We start from the raw sequence: 26,882 nt of genomic DNA, 5'->3' as shown, positions 1-26,882 counted from the left end.
ACAGCTGATAGAAACAGAAGCCACTGGAGCACCTCAAAAACACCATCATACACTAAATCAGTAAGTTGGCAGCATCACCTATTATCCGGTTCCTAAACCTACCACGCAGGTAGGGCAGCAGGTTCTTGATCAACTGCTGACCTACACCAATACCCAGTTGAAATCCGCCATCAGCAAGCGTAAGCCCCTGGTTACTACCCCTGGGCCACGTAGCCTGATTTTCCGCGGAGCGATTACCGGTGTTGCAACAAGCAAAGAAGGTCTGCAGTTCTATGAAGTGATCCCGGTTGCGCTACTCGTTGCGGGAACACAAATGGCAACGGGTCACCGTACCATGGATACCAACCTCTATTTCGAGGGTGAGTTGATTGATGCTGCGACCAATAAACCGGTAATTAAAGTTGTACGTAAGGGTGAAGGTAAAGATCTGAGCAACGAAAGCACGCCGATGGCGTTCGAAACGTTGAAGAAAGTTATTGATGACATGGCGACGGATGCCACCATGTTTGACGTGAACAAAAAACCACAATAATAATCAACGCACCATCTCAGGATGGTGCGTTTTTTTTATGCCACCCGGCGTCGATAGAATAGTTTACCCATCAGTACTTCTGGTCGGGCAAACATCACCATATTCCCCAGTAAAATCAACACCAATCCGGCAATAGCGTTAACCTGCCAGACGTATCCTTCATACAATGTTGACAGCGTTAGCGCAACCAGCGGGAAAAGCAGGGTACTGTATGCCGCCCTACTGGGACCAATGCGACCTACCAGTGTGAAATAAGCGCCGAAAGCAATCACTGAGCCAAAAATAGCCAGATATAACAGCGCGCTGAGATAGCTGAATGTCCACTGTGGCGTAAAATTGTCCCCGCGCATCAGCGCAATGGCAGCGATCAACAGCGTGCCGTACAGCATGGCCCAACTGTTGGTCGTTAACACTTCCAGCCCTTTTTTCTGGTGACGCATGCTGATCATATTACCCAATGAGAAACCGAAGGTTCCAAGGGCGCTTAAGCCGATACCCAGCAGCAAGGAATGATTGAATCCGCTGTTGAGCAAATCCTGCCAGAACAGAGTCACAATGCCCGTCAGTCCGAGACCAGCTGCGATATAGAAACGCAGCGGTGGTTTTTGCCCAAAAAAGATGAAGCTATTGACCGCATTGAACAGGACGGCCATTGAGAAAATCACCGACTCCAGGCCGGTATTAATCCAGGCCGCAGCCGTATAAAAACACCAGAAGTTGAAGCAAAAAACGCATCCACCCTGTAACAGACAAAACAGATGATCGCGACCAGACAGTTTGCGTAATTTACCGCTAACCAGCAGGATCACTATCATCAGCGAACTGGCAACGGCGAAGCGCCAAAAGATAGAAACCGGCGCAGAAACCGGGCCCTGCTGCAAATAAATCGCAATCCATGTCGTTCCCCAAATTACCACCACCAGGCAGTACAACAGTGCGTTCATACAACTCTCTCTTTTTTGGATTCAGGTTCACACTGTGTCATGTCTGGCGGCAGGAGGCTTTCATCGGTTTGCGGCGGACTTGCAAAATCTTGCGCTTTTTTAGCGTAAAAGCGAAAAGGAAGCTGTTAACAATATGTGGCTGTTATAGACTGAAAGCCTGCTAACTTATTTTGAATGTGATGGTATGCCTCAGCCCTACGATGCCTTTGAAAACTTACGCAAACATAATGCCGTGCTGCATGAATCGGTTGCGTTACATTCAGGGATCCAACTGGCGGCCTGGTCAAACAAGCGCGATACCATCACCCAGTATTGCGATCACCATACGCTCAGTTTATATATCGCGGATGGCTACGAGAGTTACCACAAAACGGCGGGGGGCTGGAAGAATGGCGGCGGACCGGACCGTTTTTGCCTGATGCCGAAAGAGAGCGAATCAAGTTGGGATATCCGCGACGATCTCTCCTTTGTTCATCTCTATTGTACCGACGAACATCTGCGCGAAGTGGGTGAAAAAGTCTGGGATAAAAGCCCCTATAGCTTCACGCTGGACGAGCACACGTTTGGCAGTGACCCGGGGATCACGGCGGTTTACCGTCAGTTTCTGCTTGATAACGACTGGCAGCAACCGGCCAATCACCTCACGCTCAGCGCGGCATCTTCGCTACTGTTAACGCATCTGATCCAGCATTACAGCAACGTTCAATGGCGGCTGCCCACCGTCACCGGGGGACTCGCGCCAGTCACCTTGCGTAACGTGCTGGCCTATATTGACGCGCATCTGGCGTACCCAATCACCCTGAACGATCTGGCTAGTGAGGCGGCGCTCAGCGAATTCCATTTTGCCAGAATGTTTCGCCAGTCGATGAATATGGCACCGCATCAGTACGTGATGCAACGTCGTATGGCGCTGGCGCAGCATCTGGTCTGTTACACTTCACGCAGTTTGTCAGATATTGCGATGACCTGCGGATTCAGTTCGGCAAGCCATTTTAGTAACCGGTTTAAACAGGTAACCGGTAAAACGCCAACGCAGCTACGTGCGGCGAAATAACGTCAACACGGCGTAGCAGATACCGCCTACGACCAGCCCCCAGAATGCAGATCCAATCCCCAATAACGTCAGGCCGCTGGCCGTGACCAAAAACGTAACGATGGCTGCATCGCGTTCCGCTTCATTATGCAACGCCTGATACAAACTACCGCTAATTGTCCCGAGCAAGGCCAGACCGGCCAGCATCTGGATCCAGCTTACGGGTAGTGCCGCCATTAGTCCTGTGACTGAACCGCCAAACACCCCTGCCAGAAGATAGAAGACGCCAGCCGCGGCGGCGGCGAGCCAGCGTCGTTTGGCATCAGGATGCGCTTCGGGACTTTGGCAAATTGCGGCGGTTATGGCGGCAATGCAGATGGAGTAGACGCCAAACGGCGAAAACATCAGCGCCAGCAGGCCGGTAAAGATAATGAGCGGTGAAACGGGTAATGAATAGCCCGACGCATTCATAGTGGCAATACCTGGGGCATTTTGCGAAGCCATGGTAACCAGAAACAGCGGTAGCGCAATGCTGATACTATGGGCAAATGAAAAGTGTGGGGTAATAAACGCAGGCATGACCGGCGACAAAGCCACTCCACTTGTGACAATGTCACCTTTTATTAGCGCGATAGCGACACCCGCCAGCATCGCGGCGAGCGTCGCGTACCGTGGGGCTGTGACTTTAAATACCAGCCATGCCACCAGCATACTACCGCACAAAATAAGCTCACTGTTGAGGCTATTAAAGGCCTGCAGACCAAAGCGCAGTAGGATCCCGGCCAGCATGGCTGATGCCAGTGAGTGGGGGATTATTTTCATCAGACGGGCAAACAATCCGGTTATGCCGCACAGCACAATCAACGCGTTAGCTACGATAAAAACGCCGATAGCATCCTGAATCGATACCCCGTGCAGACCCGTAACCAGCAGCGCGGCGCCAGGTGTTGACCAGGCCGTGAGCACAGGAGCGCGATACCATAACGTCAGCGCCAGCGTACTGACGCCCATTGCAATCCCCAGCGCGGTCATCCAGCCCGCGATTTGATCGGTGGTCGCACCTGCGGCCAGGGCCGCTTGCCAGATAATGGCAGCCGAGCTGGCGTAACCGACCAGGACAGCCACAAAACCCGATAATACGGTGGGCAGTGGGATAGAAAATGCGCGCATAATCACTCCGTGTGCGTTATAACGGTCAATCAATGTAGCACTGTGCGTTATAGCGTACAAGTGCTAAGCTGTAGCCTCGAGAAAGGAGAGTCAGGAAGGCGAAAAATGGAAAACTTAACCCACTATCTGGCCACAACGCTCCGCACGCTACGTCACCAGCGGGAATGGAGCCTGTCACGTTTGGCGGAGGAAACCGGCGTGTCAAAAGCCATGTTGGGGCAGATTGAGCGCAACGAATCCAGCCCAACGGTGGCGACATTGTGGAAAATTGCCACCGGACTGAACGTGCCGTTCTCGACGTTTATTTCACCGCCAGAGTCAGACGGCGCGCCAACATTCGATCCCCAGCAGCAGGCGATGGTCGTCACGCCATTGTTTCCGTGGGACCCACAGCTGTGCTTCGATCATTTTTCGATACAGCTGGCACCCGGCGCACTCAGTGAATCGACTCCGCATGAAACCGGCGTTATAGAGCACGTGGTGGTGATAAATGGGCTGCTGGATATGTGTATTGAGGGGCAGTGGCGCACCATGAAATCCGGCGAGGGGGTGCGTTTTGCGGGAGACAGGGCGCATAGCTACCGTAACAGTAGCGAACAAACGGTTCACTTTCATTCCCTGATCCATTACCCGCGCGGTTAGTCGGGAAAACTATTCCGAAAATCCGCGCTTGTGACTACAATAGCCGCCATTTTTACCACTTGTGGATGGTAACAACTGTATGCGCCAGCAGCCTCATCACCTTGAATTGTTAAGCCCGGCCCGGGATACCGCCATTGCACGTGAAGCCATTTTGCACGGTGCTGACGCCGTTTACATTGGCGGACCGGGTTTTGGCGCGCGTCATAACGCCAGTAACAGCCTGAAAGATATCGCCGAACTGGTGCCGTTTGCGCATCGTTACGGGGCGAAAATCTTTGTGACGCTGAATACAATCTTGCATGATGATGAGCTGGAGCCCGCACAGCGATTAATTACCGATCTGTATCAGACCGGCGTTGACGCCCTGATTGTGCAGGATATGGGGATTCTGGAGCTGGATATCCCTCCCATTGAGCTGCACGCCAGCACCCAATGTGATATTCGCAGCGTCGAGAAGGCGAAGTTTCTTTCTGACGTCGGATTCACCCAAATTGTCCTCGCGCGCGAACTAAGCCTTGAGCAGATACACGCCATTCATCAGGCTACGGATGCAACTATTGAATTTTTCATTCACGGTGCGCTGTGCGTGGCCTATTCAGGCCAGTGTTATATTTCACATGCGCAAACCGGACGTAGCGCTAACCGCGGTGACTGTTCTCAGGCTTGTCGCCTGCCGTATACCCTGAAAGACGATCAGGGGCGCGTCGTATCCTATGAAAAACATCTGCTGTCGATGAAAGATAACGATCAGACCGCCAACCTCGGCGCGTTGATTGACGCAGGCGTGCGCTCCTTCAAAATTGAAGGGCGCTATAAAGACATGAGCTATGTGAAGAATATTACCGCGCATTATCGTCAGATGCTGGACGCCATTATTGAAGAGCGCGGCGATCTTGCCCGTTCTTCAGCCGGGCGTACCGAACATTTCTTTACTCCATCCACGGAAAAGACCTTCCATCGCGGCAGCACCGATTATTTTGTGAATGCCCGTAAGGGGGATATCGGCGCATTCGACTCACCAAAGTTCATCGGTCTGCCGGTTGGCGAAGTCCTGAAGGTGGCAAAAGATCATCTCGATGTTGAGGTAACAGAACCGCTGGCCAACGGGGATGGTCTGAACGTGTTAATCAAGCGTGAGGTCGTCGGATTTCGCGCCAACACCGTTGAAAAAACGGGGCACAATCGTTATCGGGTGTGGCCGAATGAAATGCCCGCCGACCTGCACAAAGTGCGCGCCAACCATCCGCTGAACCGCAATCTCGATCATAACTGGCAGCAAGCGTTGACCAAAACCTCCAGCGAACGCCGCGTCGCGGTCGATATTGAGCTGGGCGGCTGGCAGGAACAGTTGATCCTGACGCTCACCAGTGAGGAGGGGGTGAGTATCACCCATACGCTGGACGGCCAGTTTGAGGAAGCGAACAATGCAGAAAAAGCGTTGAGCAACCTGCAGGATGGTCTGGCAAAACTGGGACAAACGCTGTATTACGCCCGTAATATTCAGGTGAATCTGCCGGGAGCATTGTTCGTGCCGAACGGTCAACTGAATCAGCTGCGACGTGAAGCGGTCGATATGCTGGATGCAGCTCGTTTGCAAAACTATCAGCGCGGTCGCCGTAAACCGGTTGCCCAGCCGGCGCCGGTTTACCCGCAAACTCATCTGAGCTTTCTGGCTAACGTCTACAACCATAAAGCGCGAGAGTTTTATCACCGTTATGGCGTGCAGTTGATTGATGCCGCCTATGAGGCGCATGAAGAAAAGGGCGATGTGCCGGTGATGATCACCAAACATTGCCTGCGTTTTGCGTTTAACCTGTGTCCGAAACAGGCGAAAGGAAATATCAAAAGCTGGAAAGCCACGCCGATGCAGCTGGTTAACGGCGATGAGGTCCTGACGCTGAAATTTGATTGCCGACCGTGCGAAATGCACGTGATCGGCAAGATGAAACATCACATTCTGAAGATGCCGTTGCCGGGCAGCGTGGTGGCTTCCGTCAGCCCTGAAGAACTGCTGAAAACGTTGCCAAAGCGTAAAAGCTAACTGTTAGCTCTGATGTGTATCGGGTTTGCGTGATTTTTGCCAGTAATGGTGTTCGCGAAGATCGGCGGCGGATTCTTCCGCCGTCATTCGTAGCTCATCGCTGTCGGCCGTGTGTCGTAATAAGTGATCGGCATCCTGCACCTGAATATATTCATGTCCCTGATTGGTAGCGAGAAGCTGACCGGAAAAAAGCGCGCTGGCCAGCAATAACACCGTTAACCCTTTCTTAAACATCATGCACCCTCTGGTACGTTAGCTGCGGAATTGACGATAATTTCGCCAGGTGACTATTCAATATTTTAATCGGGTTAATGACAATCTCTGTTTTGTCATTTCGATGTTTTTTACATTTTTGTTTAGATAACGTTGGGATTTGTCACAACCGGGCAGTGCAGCGCTGCCCGGTTGTTATCAGGGAGAGAATCAGGATTTAAATCCGGCGGCCGTCATCAGGAGACGAAAGAACATACCAACGGCGGCCAGGGCCAGCACGCTGCCGCCCCAGAGGATCACCAGCCACATCAGGCGTTTCCAGATTGTTTGTTGCATCAATGATACCCCTCACCATGTTGAACTTTGCCGCGGAAAACGTAGTAGCTCCAGAAGGTGTACACCAGGATTATCGGGATAATCAGCAGCGCGCCAACCAACATAAAGCCCTGACTCTGCGCCGGAGCTGCCGCCTGCCACAGCGTAATGGACGGTGGAATGATGTGGGGCCAGATACTGATCCCCAGCCCGCTGAACCCGAGAAAAATCAGCCCCAGCGTCAATACAAAAGGCAGCGTATGGCTGTTTTGCTGACCCAGCGAGCGCCACAGCCAGAGGCTAATCAGCGCAACCAGGAGCGGAACCGGCATCAGGAACCACAGATTGGGCAGGCTAAACCAACGCTCGGCAATGGCGCTGTGCGCCAGCGGCGTCCACAGGCTGATAATGGCAATGACAACCAGCATCGCCAGCAGCAGTTTTCTTGCCACGCAGCGCATTTTATCCTGCAACGGATTTTCGCTTTTCATCACCAGCCATGTTGCCCCCAACAGGGCGTAGGCTACAACCAGACCCACGCCGCAGAACAGGGTAAAGGGGGTCAGCCAGTCGAAAGGACCGCCGCTGTAGCTGCGTCCGGTGACGGAAAACCCGTTGAGTACGGCACCGACCACAATACCCTGAGTGAATGTCGCGAGGATTGAACCGCCGAGAAAAGCTTTGTCCCAGAATGGTCGATGCGCCGGCGTGGCTTTGAAGCGAAACTCAAACGCGACGCCGCGAAATATCAGGCCGATGAGCATCAGGGTCAATGGGATCGTCAGCGCATCGACAATCACCGCATAGGCCAGGGGAAAAGCGCCGAATAATCCGGCGCCACCCAACACCAGCCAGGTTTCATTACCGTCCCATACCGGGGCGACGCTGTTGACCATCACATCGCGGTCATCCGCATCCGAAATCGCAGGGAATAAAATACCGATCCCGAGATCAAAACCGTCCATCACGATATACATCAGCGTGGCGAACACGATAATTACAAACCAGATAACTGATAAATCGATACCCATTAGCGGTGTGCCTCCGGTTGAGAATCGAGAACGACAGCAGAAAGCGGCCGTGCCGGCGTGCCTGTTGGCGGAATGGTCGGCTCATCTTCCTGTGGTCCTTTACGGATCAGGCGGATCATGTAGCTGTAACCCACGCCAAACACCGAGCTATACACCACAAAGAAAGACAGTAGGCTGATGCTCATATGTAAATCACCATGTGCGGAAACCGCATCCGCCGTACGTTGCAAACCGTAAACCACCCACGGCTGACGGCCAACTTCGGTGGTCACCCAGCCAGCAAGGATGGCAATCAGACCGGAGGGCCCCATCCACAATGCAAAGCGCAGGAAAGGACGTGAGGTGTATAGCCGCTCCTTATAACGCAGCCACAGGGCAAACGCGCCCAGCAGGATCATCAGCATGCCTAACCCTGCCATAATGCGAAACGACCAGAACACGATGGTGGAATTGGGCCTGTCTTCCTTCGGAAATTCTTTTAACGCCGGGACCTGTTTATCCAGACTATGAGTCAGGATCAGGCTGCCCAGCGCCGGGATTTCCAGCCCATAGCGGGTGCGCTCCTGCTCCATATCCGGCCAGCCGAACAACAGCAGCGGGGTCGGTTCGCCGGGCGGATTTTCCCAGTGTCCTTCAATCGCCGCAATTTTTGCAGGCTGGTGCTTCAGCGTATTCAACCCGTGCATATCGCCAATTAAGGCCTGCAGCGGGGCGACGATTAACGTCATCCACAGCGCCATTGAAAACATCGCGCGAATTGCTGGCGTGCTATTACCGCGCAATAAATGCCATGCGGCTGATGCCGCGACAAACAGCGCGCTGCTCAGGAAGGCGGCAACGGACATATGCAGCAAACGATAAGGGAAGGAAGGATTGAAAATCACGGCGAACCAGTCGACGGGAACGACTTGCCCGTTAACAATTTCATAGCCCTGTGGCGTTTGCATCCAGCTGTTGGAGGCGAGGATCCAGAAGGTAGAAATAATAGTACCCAGCGCAACCATACAGGTCGCGAAGAAGTGAAGTCCTGGGCCAACCCGGTTCCAGCCAAACAGCATTACCCCGAGGAAGCCCGCTTCGAGGAAGAAGGCGGTTAATACTTCATAGGTCAGCAGCGGCCCGGTGATGCTACCGGCGAACTCGGAAAAACCACTCCAGTTCGTGCCGAACTGATAAGCCATCACCAGCCCGGAAACCACGCCCATACCAAAGTTTACGGCGAATATTTTCGACCAGAAATGGTATAGCGAGCGCCAGGTCGGATTTTTCGTTTTTAACCATAACCCTTCGAGCACCGCCAGATAACTGGCGAGGCCAATGGTAATCGCCGGAAAGATGATGTGAAAGGATACCGTAAACGCGAACTGGATCCTCGCCAGGTGAAACGCGTCAAGACCGAACATGCTTAGCTCCGCAGGCAAAATTGATTTGGCGCAATTCTAAGGCTGCGAAGCAATGGAAGGCAGAAACAGAACAGTTCTTTTTAACCATAACAGTTGTCGTGCTGTTATAGGTTAGCCTGGCTGATATGAAATCTGGAACCTGGATTCCTGTTATTGAATCGCGTCCTCCCCACGCGAGTGATTTTACGCTATCACTCGCGAGGTAATGAAAAGGTAATCATAAATGTTTACTTTGTGTGTATAATAGACGACAGGGAGGCGCAGTGAAGCAAAGTGAGTTCAGACGCTGGCTTGAATCTCAGGGAGTGGCTGTTACAAACGGCTCAAATCATCTGAAGTTGAGGTACCAGGGAAGGCGTAGCGTTATGCCCAGGCATCCTGGTGATGAAATAAAAGAAGCCTTGCGAAAATCGATCCTGAAGCAGCTTGGTTTACAGTCATCATCAATATGAGGTTAATTATATGAGAGATTTTGAAAAAATCATGCGTTATCCCGTTAATCTAATCCCCGCCGTGGAAGGTGGATTCGTGGTTTCTTTCCCGGATATTCCTGAAGCATTAACCCAGGGCGAAACCCGTCATGGGGCTTTGCAGGCTGCGCAGTCTGCATTGGTGACCGCTTTTGAATTCTATTTCGACGATAACGAACCGATTCCTTTACCTTCGGCGGTTGGCACTGAAGGTGACTATGTGGAAATCCCCCTGAGCATTGCGTCGAAGGTTCTTTTGTTAAATGCCTTTCTTGAATCAAAAATCACCCAGCAGGAGCTGGCAAACAGGATCGGCAGGCCTAAGCAGGAAATTACCCGTTTGTTCGATTTAAAGCACGCGACAAAAATTGATGCTGTGCAAATAGCTGCACGCGCCTTAGGCAAGGAGCTGTCAGTAACAATGTTGTAAAACTGTTAACTATAACAGTTATAAAAAATGCCCTGATTATGTAAACTGATATATACAGTGCGTGTCACCGACACCGATTATCAGGACGAAAAATGAAAAAATACCAGCGACTGGCTGAGCAAATTCGCGATCAAATCGCGTCTGGCGTATGGCAGCCCGGCGATCGCTTGCCATCCTTGCGCGAGCAGGTGGTCAGCAGCGGCATGAGTTTTATGACCGTCGGACATGCATATCAGTTGCTGGAAAGTCAGGGCCGGATTATCGCCCGGCCGCAGTCGGGTTACTATGTTGCCGCGCGCCCTGAACGTGAGCTGGCAGCGCCGCAGGCGCAGGTGATGCGCGATGAAGCGGTGGATATCAACACCTATATTTTTGATATGCTGCAGGCCAGCCGGGATGCGTCAGTGATGCCATTTGCCTCTGCATTCCCCGATCCGCGTCTGTTTCCCCTCCAGCAGTTGAACCGCTCGCTGGCGCAGGTCAGTAAAACCGCGACCGCCATGAGCGTGATAGAAAACCTGCCGCCGGGAAATGATGAGCTGCGCCATGCCATTGCCCGCCGCTATGCTCAACAGGGGATGACCATTTCACCTGATGAAATTGTCATCACTACCGGTGCGCTGGATGCCCTCAACCTGAGCCTGCAGGCGGTTACCGAACCGGGAGACTGGGTAATTGTCGAAAACCCCTGTTTCTACGGGGCGTTGCAGGCCCTGGAGCGATTACGGCTGAAGGCGCTTTCGATTGCCACCGACGTGAAAGAGGGGATCGATCTTACCGCGCTGGAGCAAGCGTTGCAGGAGTATCCGGTAAAAGCCTGCTGGCTGATGACCAACAGCCAAAATCCGTTGGGCTTTACGCTCAGCCCAGAGAAAAAGGCGCACCTGGTCGCATTGCTGGAAAAATATCATGTAATGCTGATAGAAGATGATGTCTACAGCGAGCTGTACTTTGGTCGCGAAAAACCACTGCCTGCCAAAGCCTGGGATCGCGCCGACAGCGTTTTGCATTGTTCATCCTTCTCGAAGTGTCTGGTGCCCGGATTTCGCGTGGGCTGGGTGGCGGCCGGGAAGCATGCGCGGCGTATTCAGCGACTCCAGCTCATGAGCACGTTATCCACCAGTTCCCCCATGCAGCTTGCGCTCGTGGATTATCTGTCAACCCGGCGCTATGACGCGCATCTGCGCCGCTTACGCCGTCAACTGGCGGAACGCAAACAGCAGGCCTGGCAAACGTTGCTGCGCCATCTTCCGGCGGAAGTCAAAATTCACCATAACGACAGCGGCTATTTTCTGTGGCTGGAACTGCCAGAACCGCTTGATGCAGGCGTGCTCAGCACCCAGGCACTGGCGCACCATATCAGCATTGCACCGGGAAAAATGTTTTCGACTTCGGGGAGCTGGACTCGTTTTTTTCGCTTTAATACCGCATGGCACTGGGGAGAGCGTGAGGAACAGGCTGTGAAACAGCTGGGAAAATTAATTCGCGAGATGATGAAATAAAACATAACGCGCTATTCAATATAAAAGAATAGCGCGTTCTTATTTTCGAAATAGAGAATACCTAATCCCGATGTTATTTATATCGGGTGCTACCATACAAAAAATCAATAGTTCTTACTATTGCCACCGTTGCACCTAACTCCTTGTCTATACTCCAGAAGATTAAAGCTCCCGATCAGCGTCAGTAGCGTAATGAGCGTTAGCTCACAACCTGATTAAATTTCCTTGCGCCAGCAGGAACGCTTACAACACCCCGACTATTTTTAGGAAAGGACATATATTTACGGCAAGGCTGCCGCTCAATATTTTTTAGACAGGAGTAAGACGTTATGAGCAAGCAGTTTGCCCTCAGTAGCCTGTGCGCACTCAGTATGACGCTGATGACTGCACAGGCAGCCGAACCCCCGACATCCTTAGATAAACCGGAAGGCCGTCTGGATATTATTGCCTGGCCGGGCTACATCGAACGTGGACAGACCGATAAACAATATGATTGGGTCTCGCAGTTTGAGAAAGAGACCGGCTGCGCGGTCAATGTTAAAACAGCGGCCACTTCTGATGAAATGGTCAGCCTGATGGCAAAAGGCGGCTACGACCTGGTTACCGCTTCCGGTGATGCCTCCTTGCGTCTGATTATGGGAAAACGCGTTCAGCCGATTAATACCGCGCTGATCCCTAACTGGAAAAGCATCGATCCGCGCGTGGTAAAAGGCGAGTGGTTTAACGTTGGCGGAAAAGTTTACGGCACACCGTACCAGTGGGGGCCAAACCTGCTGATGTACAACACCAAAATTTTCCCAACGCCGCCGGATAGCTGGAACGTGGTATTTGTTGAGCAAAAACTTGGGGACGGAAAAAGCAATAAAGGGCGCGTTCAAGCCTACGATGGCCCGATCTATATTGCCGATGCTGCATTATTCGTTAAGGCGACTCAGCCGCAACTGGGCATTACCGATCCCTATCAGCTCACCGAACAACAGTATCAGGCGGTGATCAAAGTTCTGAGCGATCAGCACGCGCTGATCCATCGCTATTGGCACGATACCACCGTACAAATGAGCGACTTCAAAAACGAAGGTGTGGTGGCGTCCAGCGCCTGGCCTTATCAGGCGAACGCCCTGAAAGGAGAAGGCCAGCCTATTGCCACGGTCTTCCCAAAAGAAGGGGTTACCGGATGGGCTGATACCACCATGCTGCACAGCGAAGCCAAACACCCGGTGTGCGCTTACAAATGGATGAACTGGTCATTAACCCCGAAAGTTCAGGGCGACGTCGCAGCCTGGTTTGGTTCTCTGCCAGTCGTGCCTGAAGGTTGTAAAGCCAGCCCGCTGCTGGGTGAAAAGGGCTGTGAAACCAACGGCTATAGCTACTTTGACAAAATTGCCTTCTGGAAAACGCCGATCGCAGAAGGTGGCAAATTCGTTCCTTACAGTCGCTGGACGCAGGATTACATCGCCATTATGGGCGGTCGTTAATTCCGCTGGGGGTTTTATGACGTACGCAGTGGAGTTTCATAACGTCTCGCGTCTGTACGGGGATGTTCGTGCAGTTGATGGGGTGAGTATTGCGATTAACGACGGTGAGTTTTTCTCTATGCTGGGGCCATCCGGCTCCGGCAAGACCACTTGTCTGCGCCTTATTGCAGGGTTTGAGCAACTGTCAGGCGGCGCAATCACCATTTTTGGTAAGCAGGCCAGCGAATTGCCGCCCTGGGAACGGGACGTCAATACGGTATTTCAGGATTATGCGCTATTCCCGCATATGTCGATTCTCGACAATGTCGCCTACGGGCTGATGGTCAAAGGTATTGATAAAAAACAGCGTCACGCAAAAGCACGTGAAGCGCTGGATAAGGTTGCGCTCGGTTTTGTTTATGAACGCAAACCATCGCAACTTTCCGGTGGTCAGCGGCAACGCGTGGCGATTGCCCGCGCGCTGGTCAATGAACCGCGCGTCCTGCTGTTGGATGAACCGCTCGGGGCATTGGATCTTAAGCTGCGTGAGCAGATGCAACTGGAACTGAAAAAGCTACAGCAATCCCTGGGTATCACCTTCATTTTTGTCACCCACGATCAGGGTGAAGCCCTGTCGATGTCCGATCGTGTGGCGGTGTTTAATAATGGTCGCATCGAACAGGTGGATTCTCCGCGTGAACTGTACATGCGTCCGCGCACACCGTTTGTGGCAAGTTTCGTCGGGACGTCAAATGTTTTTGATGAAACGATGTCAGCGAACGTTTGCGGGCTACAGGGTATGTTTTCCCTGCGTCCGGAACACATTCGCTTGAATGATACCAGTGGTGAAGTCCAGGCCCGGGGGGTTATCCAGGCGGTGCAGTACCAGGGTGCCGCGACACGTTTTGAGCTGAAACTTGTCGGCGGTGAAAAATTGCTGGTTAGCCAGGCGAACCTGACGGGAGAAATGCTGCCGACAACGCTGTCGCCGGGTCAACAGGTGATGGCATCGTGGTCACGCGACGTGATGGTACCGCTGGTTGAGGAGAGGTGAATGGCTATGAATGTCTTACATTCGCCTCCACAGTCGACAAGTCTGAACCGGATCTCAGGGTTCTTCTGGCGTAATCCGGGCCTGGGGCTGTTTTTGCTGCTCCTCGGACCGCTGATGTGGTTTGGGATCGTCTACTTCGGCTCATTACTGACGCTGTTGTGGCAAGGTTTTTATACCTTCGATGATTTCACCATGTCGGTCACGCCCGACCTGACGCTGGCGAATTTGCAGGCGCTGTTTAATCCCGCCAACTACGACATCATTTTGCGTACCCTGACGATGGCGGTGGCAGTCACCATTGCCAGCGCGATTCTGGCGTTTCCGATGGCGTGGTATATGGCGCGATATACCAGTGGCAAAATGAAAGCCTTTTTTTACATTGCTGTGATGTTGCCGATGTGGGCCAGCTACATTGTTAAAGCCTACGCATGGACGTTACTGTTGGCTAAAGACGGGGTGGCGCAGTGGTTTTTAACTCATCTGGGACTGGAGCCTCTGCTGCTTTCGTTCCTGACGCTGCCAGCGGTCGGCGGCAATACGTTGTCGACTTCAGGGTTAGGGCGTTTTCTGGTGTTCGTCTACATCTGGCTGCCGTTTATGATCCTGCCGGTACAGGCCGCGCTGGAGAGACTTCCGCCTTCGCTCTTACAGGCCTCCGCTGATTTGGGCGCTCGTCCGCATCAGACTTTCCGCTATGTGGTCCTGCCACTGGCGATACCCGGTATCGCGGCAGGGTCGATCTTTACTTTTTCTCTGACGTTGGGCGATTTTATCGTGCCGCAACTGGTGGGGCCGCCAGGCTATTTCATCGGCAATATGGTGTATTCGCAACAAGGGGCGATCGGCAATATGCCGATGGCGGCGGCATTTACTTTGGTGCCGATTGTGTTAATCGCACTGTATCTGGCGTTCGTGAAGCGTCTGGGAGCTTTCGATGCACTCTGAACGCGCGCCCTGGTTACTCAAATTGGCGGCATGGGGCGGGGTTATTTTCCTGCACTTTCCCATCCTCATCATCGCCACCTATGCTTTTAATACTGAGGAGGCTGCTTTTAGTTTTCCACCGCAGGGGTTAACGCTGAAGTGGTTTAGCGTTGCGGCGCAACGTAGCGACATTCTGGAATCGGTGACGTTGTCACTTAAAATCGCTGCATTGTCGACGGCCATTGCTCTCGTTCTGGGGACGCTGGCCGCTGCCGCACTGTGGCGCAGGGACTTTTTTGGTAAAAGCGCAATATCGCTGTTGCTGCTGTTGCCGATCGCGCTGCCGGGGATTATTACCGGTCTGGCGCTACTGACGGCGTTTAAAACTATCAACCTGGAACCCGGTTTTCTCACCATCGTGGTCGGCCATGCGACGTTTTGTGTGGTGGTGGTATTTAACAACGTCGTGGCGCGTTTTCGCCGTACCTCATGGAGTCTGGTTGAAGCGTCTATGGATCTTGGCGCCAACGGCTGGCAAACCTTTCGTTATGTCGTGCTGCCAAACCTGGCATCGGCACTGCTGGCGGGAGGGATGCTGGCGTTTGCTTTGTCGTTTGATGAAATCATCGTGACAACGTTCACCGCCGGACATGAAAGAACACTTCCTTTGTGGCTGCTCAATCAACTGGGTCGACCACGAGATGTGCCTGTCACCAACGTTGTGGCATTGCTGGTAATGCTGGTGACAACACTGCCAATTTTAGGGGCCTGGTGGCTAACGCGTGAAGGCGACACTCTCGCCGGAAACGGTAAATAAACGACGATATGGGAAATTGCTATGCAACATCAATTACTGATTAATGGCGAGCTGGTCAACGGTGAAGGTGAAAAGCAGCCAGTCTATAACCCTGCCACTGGAGAACGCATTCTGGAGATTGCCGAGGCGTCAGCCGGGCAGGTTGATGCGGCGGTACGTGCAGCAGACAGCGCATTTGCCACCTGGGGACAAACCACACCGAAAGTTCGTTCCGAACTGCTGCTGAAACTGGCGGATGCTATCGCCGATAACGCGCAAACCTTCGCTGAGCTGGAATCGCTTAACTGTGGTAAGCCGCTGCACTGTGTCCTTAACGATGAAATTCCGGCAATCGTCGACGTTTTCCGCTTCTTCGCCGGGGCTGCTCGTACTCTACAAGGGCAGGCGGCCGGAGAGTATCTGGAAGGGCATACGTCGATGATTCGGCGGGATCCGCTGGGCGTGGTGGCCTCTATCGCGCCGTGGAACTACCCGCTGATGATGGCGGCGTGGAAGCTGGCACCGGCGCTGGCGGCGGGTAACTGTGTGGTGATTAAACCGTCAGAAATTACCCCGCTAACGGCACTTAAACTGGCTGAATTTGCCAAAGATATTTATCCGCCAGGCGTTATCAACGTGCTGTTTGGCCGTGGCAAAACGGTGGGTGACCCGCTGACCGGTCATGAAAAAGTCCGGATGGTTTCCCTGACCGGCTCCATTGCGACCGGTGAACACATTATCCAGCACACCGCGCCTTCGATTAAGCGCACACATATGGAGCTGGGCGGCAAAGCCCCGGTCATCATTTTTGATGATGCCGATCTGGATGCGGTGGTGAGCGGCGTGCGAACCTTTGGCTATTACAACGCCGGACAAGACTGTACCGCCGCTTGTCGAATCTATGCCCAGAAAGGCATTTATGACGCGTTGGTTGAGAAACTCGGTGCCGCGGTTGCCAGCCTGAAAATCGGTGCACCGAATGACGAATCGACGGAGCTGGGGCCGGTAAGCTCGCAGGCGCACCTCGATCGCGTGACTAAAGCGGTCGATGAAGCCAAAGCACTGGGGCATATCAAAGTCATCACCGGTGGTAAAAAAGTGGACGGCGCAGGCTACTACTTTGCTCCGACGCTGCTGGCCGGGGCGAAGCAGGAAGATGCTATCGTGCAGCGGGAAGTTTTCGGTCCGGTGGTCAGCGTCACTGTGTTTGAGGATGAAGATCAGGTACTGGCGTGGGCTAACGATTCGAAATACGGCCTGGCATCCTCCGTCTGGACTCGGGATGTGGGGCGCGCGCATCGATTTAGCGCTCGCCTGCAGTATGGTTGCACCTGGGTCAATACCCACTTCACGCTGGTCAGCGAGATGCCGCACGGCGGACAAAAACAGTCTGGTTATGGCAAGGATATGTCGGTTTACGGGCTGGAAGATTACACGATTGTTCGCCATGTCATGATCAAGCATGAGTAATATCTGAAGCGCGAGCAATAAATGCGGCACGGATAGCTAAATACTGGCAAACGTGTGTCTATATTATTCGCGCCACTGGCCTCGTCGCCATCGGACGGCGGTAAGTTGGAAATATCCGCGAGGTCAGGCTATTAATACAACAAAGCCCCGGCTTATTAATGTCAGGGCTTTGTGCTTTCAGGAACCTCATCCGGTTATCCGCGGCGCAAGCTGCAAATCCAGGCAAGTAGCGCACAGACGCTCAGAACCAGCCCCAATTGTTGCACCATGCCTGCAGCCCCCAGCATCATTCCCAGCAACAGGTAATAGCTTAATCCGAATAATGCACCGGCGGCCCCGGCCTGTTCACGATAGTGGCGTAGGGCCTGACTCAGCACATTAGGGATCGCGATGCCATAGGCAATCACCGCGCCGAAAACCGGTATCAGAATCCACGCGGAGTGCTGTAACCACCACGCGGCGAGGCCTGACAATGCTGCCAGCGCACAGGCATAACGTACCCTCTGTTCCGACGTCAGGTCTGTCGTCAATAATCTCCGGTTCAGCAGGCTGCCCGACAGCGAAGCAAACGCAAGTAGTCCCCCCGTCCAGCCAAAGGCTCTGGAACTCCATCCCAATTGCCCGAAAAGAAACGGAGCCAGGCTGTAATAGCTAAACAGCATGGTGTTCAGCAGCGCAACCAGCATGGTATTTTTCCACAGCTCGCGGTCACGCATCATGCGGGAGAGCAGTGCAGCAAGGCTGGGGCTGAGCGTATTTTCGGGCCGGGTTTCTGGCAGCATGGTCGCAGTCAGTAGTAGCAGTAGCAGCGCCAGCAGCACAAGGGCAATAAATACACCGGTATGACCATATAGGCTAACCAACCAACCTCCGCTTAGCAGGCCGAAAACGGGACTCAATGCCAGCGCAGCGCCCATCACGGAAAAGACGCGAGATAGTGCAGTTGATTCATAAGTGTCCCGTAGCATGGTCTGTACCACCACTGACCCGGCAGCCGCGCCGATGGCTGAGATCATCCGCGCCAGCAGCAAAACGCTGAAGTCAGTGGCAACCACGGCCAGGGCACAACCTGACCCATAGCAGATAAGTCCTGCCAGCATCGCCCAACGTCGACCGAGGCAGTCGCTCAGCCAACCCCACATTGCCACGCCGATGGCGAAGGCAATAAAATAAACGGAGAGTGTTTGCGCCGCGCGCTCACTGCTTACGTGAAAAGACGTGGCGATTCCTGGCAATGCCGGGCTATAAATGGTTTCCACCAGTTGCGGAAACATAATCAGCAAAGTAAGAAGCCACAGCGGCGGGCGGCGAAGAGTGTTCATAGCAATATCCAGAGAGACAGAAAACTGGCGGGCATTATTGCTGAAAGGGAGGTGTCGCATTACCATTATCAAGACTTTAAATATCAACTATCGGACAGATAATGGAAATTGCCCCAGATGATGATTTCGATGCGGATAGCTTTGATAAACCGGTAATCGGGATTGCCTCCGAGATGGGCGTACACGATTCCGGCCGGCATAGCCATCTTCGTCATCAGCTACTTTTTTCGGCAGCGGGAAGCATTACGATTGAGTTGGAGAATGCCCTGTGTCTGCTACCGCCACGGCGCGCGGTCTGGATCCCGGCTGGTACGGTACATCGCGCCATAATGCGCGGGGGGATGGCTTATCGTTCGTTGTATTTTTCAACTACATTGCCGTTATCTAAGTTACCGCTGCAGATAGTCGACGTTAATCCTCTCTTTTTTGAAGTAATAGAACGTATGGCTTTCTGGCCGTGGGAAATGCCTGCCGCGCAGCAGGCCAGTCTTATCACCGTTTTCTGTGAGGAAATGCGGGCCGCCCGCAGTGAAAACTGGACGTTGCAGTTTCCCTCAGATCCACGGCTGAACGTGTGGCTTGAAGAAGTACGCATGGGCGAATTGCCACCACGACTAAATCAATTATCCCAACGAGTTGGGGCATGCGAGAGGACGATCAGTCGAATATTTACCAGGGATACCGGGATGAATTATCAGAGCTGGCGGCAGCAATTTAGACTATTAAAAGCCATGGAGATGCTGGCTGACGGGGGGCAGATCAGCCAGGTGGCGCAATATCTGGAATTTGTCAGTGACAGTGCTTTTATCGCTTTTTTCCATCAGCATACCGGCACAACACCGAGCCGTTATGCGGGCAATATAATGCCGCAGAAGGATTAGGGGTATTACATACTAAGGATAATTTACCGGGTGGCAGGAGAGTGGGAAAATCGTGTACTAATGGCAGAGAGAAGAGCCTCTCTGCCAGCGGACGCTGCAATTAATCAAGAAGAACGACATCAAGCAAACCAGCCAAACCTTGCGGAAATCAGACTGAAAAGTCCTACAGCAGCAAATATATTTATCAGCACCACAGTTTTACTGGAAACATTCATTTGTGCCACCTTTCGTTTTAACCCTTATGGGTATAGTACGGGTTATAACTATCCGCAATAGTACGGATTCTGAACATAATGAAAACGGCTTATTTTACCGGCGTTTCTCTTAAAATAATTAATAAAACTTGATGTGGGTCATGAAAAAGAGCATATTGCGCGCGATTTTACCTTTCGGCCCGGATGCCTGACATGTCTCTGTACCAAAAAATGCTGGTTTTTTATGCGGTGATGGCCGCTATCACGGCAATCATCACCTGGTTTCTTTCCCGCGATAAAAAGCGGATTCGTTTTCTCAGCGCGGTATTAGTCGGGGCGACCTGGCCGATGAGTTTTCCCGTCGCGTTAATGTTTTCTCTCTTCTGATGACGGCGTAAACGCCGTTTCAGGAGGAAAGCAGGGTATCTAATCGTTTTTTGTCGGCTGCGCAAACATCCATTGGATGCTGATATCCCACGTTTTCATTGGCGCGGGTATACAAAGCGACCAGCCAGTCGTAAACGTAACGGCTTGCGCCATGCGAAGGTTGTTCATCCAGTTTCGTCAACCGTAACATCGGCTGTTGCGCCGGGGCACTAAAAATAGCCGATCCTTTTTGGATCCTGCTGGCCGGACGCTGTTCCTCTGCCACGCTGGCAAATCCAAGCCAGGTAATAAAATCCCCAATATCGGCGTGAAGCTGCGCGGCGCAGACGTTTTCTCGCTGCATAATGCGCTGTAAGCGTTGCGGCATCTCCAGCCGATAGCTGGTGGTGACGAGGATATCAGCAACCTGCCTTAGCGTACGCGGCTCGAGACGTAAACGGCGCGCATTATTTTCATCGCGACACCACTGGCGCACGTGGTTAACCCACATTTTGTGCGCCTGATACCCGGTCTCTTTGCTTTCCGGCGAGTGCGGTGTGTCACGCACCTCGGCAAACAGGTCAATCTCTTCATTAAATAATCCGCTCACCTGTTCCTCGCGCGGCTGCTGAACACGCAGTAGCGACTCAAAGAGGCGCATCGGCGGGAGCAAACCGTCCAGGAGTTCGCCATGTTTTGCCGCCTGGGCCTGGAGCTGGCGGATCACCGACTCATTGCTACCCGATTCGGTTTCAACGGGGTTAATCCAGCCGATCAGGGTTTCGCGTACACGCTGCTGGTGCTGCTCACGCAGGGAGGTCAATCTCGCCTGGCGTTGCTGGGGCGAGGTTGCCTGAGTCAGCCATTCGACGAGGCGTTGTAAGCTGTGTTTATCCAGCGCCTGCAGCGTGCCCCAGTGCAGTCCGGGTTTGCCCATTAATTGCTGCACAGATTCATCAAGATTTTGCTGAGTGCTAAACCGCGCATCCTGCGGAGTAATGGCCCAGACCACTCCCGGCAATGCGGCGTCATGTACGGGCTGAGTGTCGTTAACCCAGCCCAGTAGTTTGCGGGTGATGGCGGGCGTCTGGGAGCGGGTAGATACCGCATTACAGATTAAAAGTACATCCGGTTGCAGATGCTGGCGATAATGTTCCAGCATCCAGCCTAATTTGGCCTGCCACAATGGATGGGGATGAACATCCGGGGCGAGGGGAATATCCAGCAGATCGACATTTTCCAGTACCGCGTCTTCAACCGTCAGGACCAGCTCGCGCGTGAGCAGCGCCAGCGAAGCCTGAGAAAGGCTGACCGCATTGAGCAACTGATCATTTTCTATTGGATGAACCACCACATCGCTTTGCGCCTCATTCCCGTTCAATGCTACCTGAGTCAGGAAACTCTCGACAGGTAAACCAAAATGGTCAACCAGCAGGCTCAGCGGAGCCGCGAGTTCTTGCGCGCTCCCGGTTTGTTGCAGCGTATGCGCCAGCGCCAACCACTGTTGCGTCAACTCTGGCTGTTCTCCCCACAGTAACGCCCAGGCGTTTGCCCGGGTAGTCAGATCCAGTGCGGGTAGCAGCGTGGCAAACTGATGCCATAGCGCGTCGTCAAATTGCTGCTGTCTGGCCGGTACGCAGGCGCGCCAGAAACGACCAATTGCCGCGACATCATGCGCGGTAATGCCCGGCACCGGATGACGCTGGCGCAACGTTTGCCATTTTTCCAGGCGCGCCTCAATAATCGATTTCTCGACCTGGCGGTTGTCCGCAAGCGCACAGAACTGGGTAATAAATAGCTGTACCAGTTCGGCTTCACTGAGTAGCCGCAGGCGCAACGGCCATTCACCATCGAGCGGATTTTCATCACGCGTAAAGCGGATCGCCATATTGGTTGGCGCATGACCAGGATTAATATGTGAAAAGTAATCAAAGCTGCGATCCGGGGTAACGATATTCACTTTGCCATTGGCGTTGCTGCACAATGCTGTGAGCAGGTGCGCTTTTGCCGATTGCGAATGTCCGTAAAGCCCAACGCATCCTCGCGATGAAAAGGTCGTCTTCAACGCAGATTCATTAACGGCGGCCAGGGTGAGCTGCGCCAACAGGGCATCCGCTTCATCATCAAGACGCGCCGCACGCTGACGGGTATCAGTTACCCACTCGATGGCGGCCTGCGCGGTGTTTAACATCTTACTCATTTCAGGTACACGCTCCCGCTATCAATCCAGTAATGGCTCCCGCTATGGCGACGGTCTGCCAGCGTATTCAGTTTTAACGTTAAGGCATTGGCGGCAACGGGAGTGCCATCCTGTAACCACGCATCGCTCAGTACGAAGAACTCCGGGCCGCTTTCTTTGCTACCACCGCGTAGCTGCAGCCGTACATTCAACACGCCATCTCCGGCGATGGTTTTTGCCAGTTCGGCAGAATTTATGCTGAGCGTATACAGCGGTGTGGCAGGCCAACGGCTGTTGGCCAGTTGACGGAAACCTAACGTAACGTTGCCGCGCAATGGGAAGTGCAGGCGGGCATCCAGCTTCGCGCCGGGCTTATCCAGATCGATATCGTGATACCAGATGTTCTCATCGCGCAGCGTATTGACCGTATTATCCAACACGCCGAGATAACGTACGGTCGAGTAAGCGCCGATATCGGCAGCTTTAAAGTTGAAACGCGGCAAGCGTAGATCCAGCGCCAGGCTACACAACATGGCACCAACTGCTGCGGTGGATTTGGGGTTACCAATCCGCCCTTGTTGGCTGAACGGATACCACTCATGTACGCGGTAGTTATCCATCCAGATCATACGATTAACCGGAACGGGCTGCAGATGGCGGATCAACGCCTGTACGCCAGGTAAACAGGCGGGTCTGCCGGTCACTAATAAAATATCGCAGCGATAGTGTGAAATGGCCTCACAGACCGCGTGCAGTGGGGAGGTCAGGGTAAACTGGCCCGCCAGTAACGCTTCTTGTAACTGCCTGAACTGCACCTGTAACGGCACGCTCAGCACATCAAACGCTGGCGATCCAGCAGGCAACGCATGATCGATAGCCTGCTGGATGTAATTCAGTACGTTGCGCGTTGGTTGCTGGCTCAGGAGTTCGCCAAAGGTGGCATGCAGACCCGCTACCGGATCGTTAATATCACTTTGTTCCCAGGCAGAAAGTACCGCATGACCGAGCGGCATAAAGAGTTGTAACGCCGTTTGTTGACGCAAAATCGCCTGGGTGTCGATGCGCCCGGAATCGCCAAATAGCGTGGCCAGCAATGCGGCGGCGTCGGTCACGCCAGCCTGTTGCAGGCGGGTTTGCAGCGCAGGCAACACGCAACGCTGAATCACGTCCAGCAGCATGTCATCGCCCGCAACCTTAAAGCCTTCACGGAACAGCAGGTGCGGGGTAATTTTGACGTTTGTACCCACGCCGTCATCAAGCTGGTAATGGACGACGGCCATATCCGTTGTCCCGCCGCCAATGTCGATCGATGCCACGCGCAGCGCACGACCTTTAGTCTCACCAGGCTCCGGCAGACGGTCCGGGCGGGCAAGGGCGTTAAAGAACGATTCGGTGTGACCATCGTAGTGAGAGATAGCTTCGTTATACAGCCACACCAGTTGCCCGCAGCTGGCCTCATCCCATTCCATCTGGATCTCAGGTACGGGAACCACGCTCTTTTCCTGCTGTTTACGGGTGGTGAAGTCTTCATCCTGCGGGTGCCAGCCCATTGCTTTCCAGACCAACGCAATAGCTTCAAACATGCGCAGGCGGAAAATCTCACGCTCCTGTTTGGGCATCGCCGACGGCAGGGTCAGGATCAGCGTACGCAACTGACGAGGAGATGCCGGGAATCCGAGGCGCAAACGCGTCGCCACGCTGTTAATTTGCCCCAGCGCCTGGGCCAGTATTTCGCACAACATATGCGTCATCAGCGTACTGCGGCTGTATTGCGGTGAGAAGACCGGCAGACGATCATCCTGCGGCAGGCTGAACAGCGGTTGCCCGTCATCGTTCATCAGGTTCATCAGCGGGAAGGCGGTAGCCAGTGGTTCGCGCTGGGTTTTGCCATTCATCTGGCTAAAGCGCCAGTCATGCAACACCGGCGTTTCGTCCCACAGATAACGGCGCGGGCTGGAGATCCCACTGCTGCCTTCAGTGCCCATGCGCTGCATCGCCAGCTTTCGGGCTTCATCGCCAACGCGGACAATCGACGGCCAGATAAAGGCATCATCACGACCGCTCTCCACGGAAAAGTGCTGCTTACCAAAACGCGCTTCGGAAAACTCCAGTCGGCTGGTGAACAACGGATCGTTGAGAAACTGTGGCTCGCTTAACGAACGCACCTGCAATTCGGCTGTCTGGCGCAGTCCGTCATTGGCATCCCCGTGATCTTCAATCAGGACGCCACAGGTATGGGTGTTACCGATATCCAGGATAAGATCAACGGGAATGGCGGGCGTGCTAAGGGTATGCGTGACCAGTTTCACTTCCGGAACGGAAAGCTGCTCGCCTAACAGGGTCAGCACATTCAGCCAGTGCGCCTGATATTCAAAGTTACGCAGCGCCTGCTGGATCTCTTGTTCTGAGCGGTTCTCATGCTGTGTGACATGATGCATAAAGGATTCGCGCAACCAGCCGTCAATCCAGGTCTGGTCGAGGAAATCGGCAATTTCGTTGTCATGCCAGGCCAGCGCAAATCGCGTACCGTTCAGCAGGTCATTTTCGTTGGGGGTTAACGCCGCAGGGGCATTTTCAGTGAGCTGGCTGTCCAGCGCCACGGTGACGCGGTGGGTGTTGCCCGCGCTGTCAGGTTGCGCCAGCTTTCGCACCTGTACGCGCGCCCAGTTATCCGGGCCTTCAACAAACGTACGCGGCGGGTTGAAGCGCAGGAACGGCAGCGGCAGCCAGACACCGTCGAGCACGTCCAGCGAATAATGCAGCTTCTGGGTGCTTTCCGGCTTCACCACTTCGGGCTGACCGCCGGTGCTGCCAGGTAAGGTATAACGTCCGGTTGTCAGATCGAAATCCAGCCGCAGCAGGGGACCGTTTGCCGTTTTGCGCACAAAGCGTCCATGATGCGCAGATTCCTGCGGCGTCAGGCCAAAATCCAGAAATTGCACACCGCTATTGGCGATGAGCGTCACGCTCTGTTTGTAGTCACACAGATTCACCAACATAAAATCAGGCACCTATCTTTTTGATCGTCAGAGGGATTTCCGCGTGATCGTCATAACGTGCGGTACAGGCGGCGACGTCATTGGTTCCCGCTTTGCAGGTAATTTCCGGCATCGGATAACGTGACCCGTCCGTACAACGGGCATTCCCGCGACTCTTAATCATTAATTCACCTGACTGATGCAAACCGGAGAAAATCTCGGCACGACAAACAATATTGTCGCCATGGACCACGCGCGCAGTACCTTTATTGGCCTGGATCTGATAGCGCAGCGACGGCGCTTTACCGCTAACCGGATCTTTAACATCAACCATTACGCGCCAGTTACCGTTGAGAAAACGCGTCGTTCCTGCCTTCATCTGGTTGGCATCCATCACCAGCGCATCTTTCGGAATCGCGGCGATCACGACCGGTCCTTCGACAGGTTTTTCTTTTTTCGCAGCCGGAGCCACTTCAGCCCGATGCAACGGCAGTGCAGATGTCAGTTCTGGCAGCGGTGCTATATCTGCCTTAGCGACGACTCTTGGGGGAACAGCGGGTACGGGCGGGGTGGGCTGTTGCTTCCACAGCAGCGGCCCAACCATGGCTGCAATGATCACCGCGGCAACGGGCAGGCTCCACAAAGGCAGGCGGCGTGCGGGTTTCTTCTGTGCGAGCGGCGGCGAGACTTCCGGTTCGTTAACAACGACCGGGGGTTGTGGTTCAGGTTCCGCCGGTTTAGGTAGCTCAACGACTGGAGTCAGCAAAGGTGCGTCGGCCTCGACGAAGGTGATTTGGGCAGTGATTTCCTCTTCCGGCTCAGGCTCCGCTACGGTGACGACCGGAGGAATATCGGCAAGGCGCAGGCAATCGAGCACATCGTCGCGAGGATTTTCATTCAGATTGATGAAACCCCAGAACGTAATAACGGGTTTACCTTCAACCAGAAACACGTGATTCTCACCAGGAAACTGGATGGCTTTTTCCAGCAGTGAGCCAAACAGTTGCAGGGAGGTTTTACCCGATTGCAGACTTTTACGGCTCAGCGCCGCCGCATTTTCCAGCGTGCTTCCCAGATAGCGCAGCGCACGAAAACGGGCCTCTTCATCAGCGGCTTTCCATGCAACGGCTTTCCCTTCAATCGGCGAATACCAGTCAACGCGATCGCCGTTGTCGTTAATTTGTGGGATCGCCAGACAATCCACCATCGCCTGCTGTTTACGCAGGCGAAGCGTTTCACGAATTTGCAATGCTGAATCAAACACGGCCTGACCACCGCCGCCCACGGCCTGATAGTCATCCAAATTGCCGCTGCGCAAGAGAGTTTTTGCCACGTTGTTGCCCCTTAGACTTCTTCACGTATCTACTTTACGTTTTATAAAAACGAGCAAACGGTGGAAGAGAGGCAAAAAGGGGCGAATTTTCATGGCATAGAGTGCCGGGAAAAATCTTGACGTTTTGAAAAAGACTTAAGGGAAATTAATTCGCTTAGGGTGATGAATTATTCAGCGAAATACACCGGATTAGAATAACCTGATA

Annotated in this window: 24 protein-coding genes and 1 pseudogene; 14 read left to right on the top strand and 11 right to left on the bottom strand. The window is 53.5% G+C overall.

The features are described from left to right. Positions 1 to 73: 73 nt before the first annotated feature. A pseudogene (locus OGV38_RS18755) lies at positions 74 to 532 on the top strand (DUF3313 domain-containing protein); the annotation flags it as partial. A 35-nt stretch (positions 533 to 567) separates the two neighbouring features. On the opposite strand, the gene OGV38_RS18750 reads toward OGV38_RS18755, so the two are convergent. Continuing rightward, positions 568 to 1,476 (bottom strand): DMT family transporter, encoded by a 909-nt coding sequence (locus OGV38_RS18750; protein ID WP_016153163.1) that lies wholly within the window; start codon positions 1,474 to 1,476, stop codon positions 568 to 570. Between the two features lie 184 nt (positions 1,477 to 1,660). Between OGV38_RS18750 and OGV38_RS18745 the strand changes: the two genes are divergently transcribed. Next, the gene (locus OGV38_RS18745) at positions 1,661 to 2,530 is read left to right on the top strand and encodes an AraC family transcriptional regulator (RefSeq protein ID WP_046275602.1); all 870 of its coding nucleotides are present in this window, start codon (positions 1,661 to 1,663) and stop codon (positions 2,528 to 2,530) included. Here OGV38_RS18745 and OGV38_RS18740 read toward each other — a convergent pair. Beyond that, positions 2,513 to 3,679: a benzoate/H(+) symporter BenE family transporter gene (locus tag OGV38_RS18740; RefSeq protein ID WP_286474401.1), complete on the bottom strand. Its 1,167-nt coding sequence runs from the start codon at positions 3,677 to 3,679 to the stop codon at positions 2,513 to 2,515. The genes OGV38_RS18745 and OGV38_RS18740 overlap by 18 nt on opposite strands. Before the next feature lie 105 nt (positions 3,680 to 3,784). On the opposite strand from OGV38_RS18740, the gene OGV38_RS18735 reads away from it, so the two are divergent. After that, entirely contained in the window at positions 3,785 to 4,321 is a 537-nt protein-coding gene (locus OGV38_RS18735; RefSeq protein WP_016153160.1) for a helix-turn-helix domain-containing protein, read from the top strand. A gap of 79 nt (positions 4,322 to 4,400) precedes the next feature. Beyond that, positions 4,401 to 6,362 carry a peptidase U32 family protein gene (locus OGV38_RS18730; RefSeq protein ID WP_046275600.1) on the top strand — a complete coding sequence of 654 codons (1,962 nt, stop codon included), beginning with the start codon at positions 4,401 to 4,403 and terminating at the stop codon, positions 6,360 to 6,362. 3 nt (positions 6,363 to 6,365) lie between these two features. Here the strand turns inward: OGV38_RS18730 and OGV38_RS18725 are convergent, their stop codons facing one another. The 4 genes from OGV38_RS18725 to OGV38_RS18710 all read right to left on the bottom strand — a co-directional run bounded on the left by OGV38_RS18725 (position 6,366) and on the right by OGV38_RS18710 (position 9,324). Beyond that, entirely contained in the window at positions 6,366 to 6,596 is a 231-nt protein-coding gene (locus tag OGV38_RS18725; protein ID WP_016156585.1) for a DUF2554 family protein, read from the bottom strand. 189 nt (positions 6,597 to 6,785) lie between these two features. Continuing rightward, positions 6,786 to 6,911: a DUF2474 domain-containing protein gene (locus OGV38_RS18720; protein WP_003020230.1), complete on the bottom strand. Its 126-nt coding sequence runs from the start codon at positions 6,909 to 6,911 to the stop codon at positions 6,786 to 6,788. Continuing rightward, a complete protein-coding gene (cydB, locus tag OGV38_RS18715) occupies positions 6,911 to 7,921 on the bottom strand; it encodes a cytochrome d ubiquinol oxidase subunit II (RefSeq protein ID WP_016153157.1) in 1,011 nt (336 codons plus the stop codon). The genes OGV38_RS18720 and cydB overlap by 1 nt, the downstream gene beginning before the upstream one ends. Further along, entirely contained in the window at positions 7,921 to 9,324 is a 1,404-nt protein-coding gene (locus tag OGV38_RS18710; RefSeq protein ID WP_016153156.1) for a cytochrome ubiquinol oxidase subunit I, read from the bottom strand. Before OGV38_RS18710 ends, cydB begins: the two co-directional genes overlap by 1 nt. 263 nt (positions 9,325 to 9,587) lie before the next feature. Between OGV38_RS18710 and OGV38_RS18705 the strand changes: the two genes are divergently transcribed. From OGV38_RS18705 to patD, 8 genes are all read left to right on the top strand, one after another. Further along, positions 9,588 to 9,776: a type II toxin-antitoxin system HicA family toxin gene (locus OGV38_RS18705; protein ID WP_049259794.1), complete on the top strand. Its 189-nt coding sequence runs from the start codon at positions 9,588 to 9,590 to the stop codon at positions 9,774 to 9,776. A gap of 31 nt (positions 9,777 to 9,807) precedes the next feature. Further along, positions 9,808 to 10,224 (top strand): type II toxin-antitoxin system HicB family antitoxin, encoded by a 417-nt coding sequence (locus OGV38_RS18700; RefSeq protein ID WP_131382557.1) that lies wholly within the window; start codon positions 9,808 to 9,810, stop codon positions 10,222 to 10,224. Positions 10,225 to 10,316: 92 nt separating this feature from the next. Then, positions 10,317 to 11,726 carry an aminotransferase-like domain-containing protein gene (locus tag OGV38_RS18695; RefSeq protein WP_019076828.1) on the top strand — a complete coding sequence of 470 codons (1,410 nt, stop codon included), beginning with the start codon at positions 10,317 to 10,319 and terminating at the stop codon, positions 11,724 to 11,726. Positions 11,727 to 12,055: 329 nt separating this feature from the next. Further along, positions 12,056 to 13,201, top strand: a complete 1,146-nt coding sequence (gene ydcS, locus OGV38_RS18690) for a putative ABC transporter substrate-binding protein YdcS (protein ID WP_016153154.1) — start codon at positions 12,056 to 12,058, stop codon at positions 13,199 to 13,201. A 16-nt stretch (positions 13,202 to 13,217) separates the two neighbouring features. After that, complete coding sequence (locus OGV38_RS18685; RefSeq protein WP_016156582.1) at positions 13,218 to 14,234, top strand: ABC transporter ATP-binding protein; 1,017 nt, start codon at positions 13,218 to 13,220, stop codon at positions 14,232 to 14,234. Next, positions 14,235 to 15,179 (top strand): ABC transporter permease, encoded by a 945-nt coding sequence (locus OGV38_RS18680; protein ID WP_016153152.1) that lies wholly within the window; start codon positions 14,235 to 14,237, stop codon positions 15,177 to 15,179. It begins immediately after the preceding gene. Continuing rightward, the gene (locus OGV38_RS18675) at positions 15,169 to 15,975 is read left to right on the top strand and encodes an ABC transporter permease (protein WP_003020204.1); all 807 of its coding nucleotides are present in this window, start codon (positions 15,169 to 15,171) and stop codon (positions 15,973 to 15,975) included. Before OGV38_RS18680 ends, OGV38_RS18675 begins: the two co-directional genes overlap by 11 nt. A gap of 21 nt (positions 15,976 to 15,996) precedes the next feature. After that, positions 15,997 to 17,424 carry an aminobutyraldehyde dehydrogenase gene (gene patD / locus OGV38_RS18670; RefSeq protein WP_016156580.1) on the top strand — a complete coding sequence of 476 codons (1,428 nt, stop codon included), beginning with the start codon at positions 15,997 to 15,999 and terminating at the stop codon, positions 17,422 to 17,424. Positions 17,425 to 17,618: 194 nt separating this feature from the next. Here patD and OGV38_RS18665 read toward each other — a convergent pair whose 3' ends face one another. Beyond that, complete coding sequence (locus tag OGV38_RS18665; RefSeq protein ID WP_269517262.1) at positions 17,619 to 18,746, bottom strand: multidrug effflux MFS transporter; 1,128 nt, start codon at positions 18,744 to 18,746, stop codon at positions 17,619 to 17,621. A 101-nt stretch (positions 18,747 to 18,847) separates the two neighbouring features. Here OGV38_RS18665 and OGV38_RS18660 point away from each other — a divergent pair, with 101 nt between their 5' ends. After that, positions 18,848 to 19,627 (top strand): AraC family transcriptional regulator, encoded by a 780-nt coding sequence (locus OGV38_RS18660; RefSeq protein ID WP_269517263.1) that lies wholly within the window; start codon positions 18,848 to 18,850, stop codon positions 19,625 to 19,627. A gap of 119 nt (positions 19,628 to 19,746) precedes the next feature. Here OGV38_RS18660 and yncL read toward each other — a convergent pair whose 3' ends face one another. Continuing rightward, on the bottom strand, positions 19,747 to 19,842 hold the full coding sequence (gene yncL, locus OGV38_RS18655) for a stress response membrane protein YncL (protein ID WP_071524268.1): 96 nt from the start codon (positions 19,840 to 19,842) through the stop codon (positions 19,747 to 19,749). 192 nt (positions 19,843 to 20,034) lie between these two features. Here yncL and OGV38_RS18650 point away from each other — a divergent pair, with 192 nt between their 5' ends. Continuing rightward, positions 20,035 to 20,208, top strand: a complete 174-nt coding sequence (locus OGV38_RS18650; RefSeq protein ID WP_016153148.1) for a GhoT/OrtT family toxin — start codon at positions 20,035 to 20,037, stop codon at positions 20,206 to 20,208. 19 nt (positions 20,209 to 20,227) lie between these two features. Here the strand turns inward: OGV38_RS18650 and OGV38_RS18645 are convergent, their stop codons facing one another. The 3 genes from OGV38_RS18645 to OGV38_RS18635 are packed head-to-tail and all read right to left on the bottom strand — an operon-like array spanning position 20,228 to position 26,677. Beyond that, positions 20,228 to 22,387: a virulence factor SrfC family protein gene (locus OGV38_RS18645; RefSeq protein ID WP_286474393.1), complete on the bottom strand. Its 2,160-nt coding sequence runs from the start codon at positions 22,385 to 22,387 to the stop codon at positions 20,228 to 20,230. Then, entirely contained in the window at positions 22,384 to 25,365 is a 2,982-nt protein-coding gene (locus OGV38_RS18640) for a virulence factor SrfB (RefSeq protein ID WP_046275606.1), read from the bottom strand. The genes OGV38_RS18645 and OGV38_RS18640 overlap by 4 nt, the downstream gene beginning before the upstream one ends. A 4-nt stretch (positions 25,366 to 25,369) precedes the next feature. After that, positions 25,370 to 26,677 carry an SrfA family protein gene (locus OGV38_RS18635; protein WP_269517264.1) on the bottom strand — a complete coding sequence of 436 codons (1,308 nt, stop codon included), beginning with the start codon at positions 26,675 to 26,677 and terminating at the stop codon, positions 25,370 to 25,372. Between the last annotated feature and the right edge of the window lie 205 nt (positions 26,678 to 26,882).

It is taken from the genome of Citrobacter sp. Cb080, assembly GCF_030334745.1.
Lineage (GTDB): Bacteria > Pseudomonadota > Gammaproteobacteria > Enterobacterales > Enterobacteriaceae > Citrobacter > Citrobacter braakii.
This window is presented reverse-complemented; position numbering and strand designations above follow the sequence as displayed.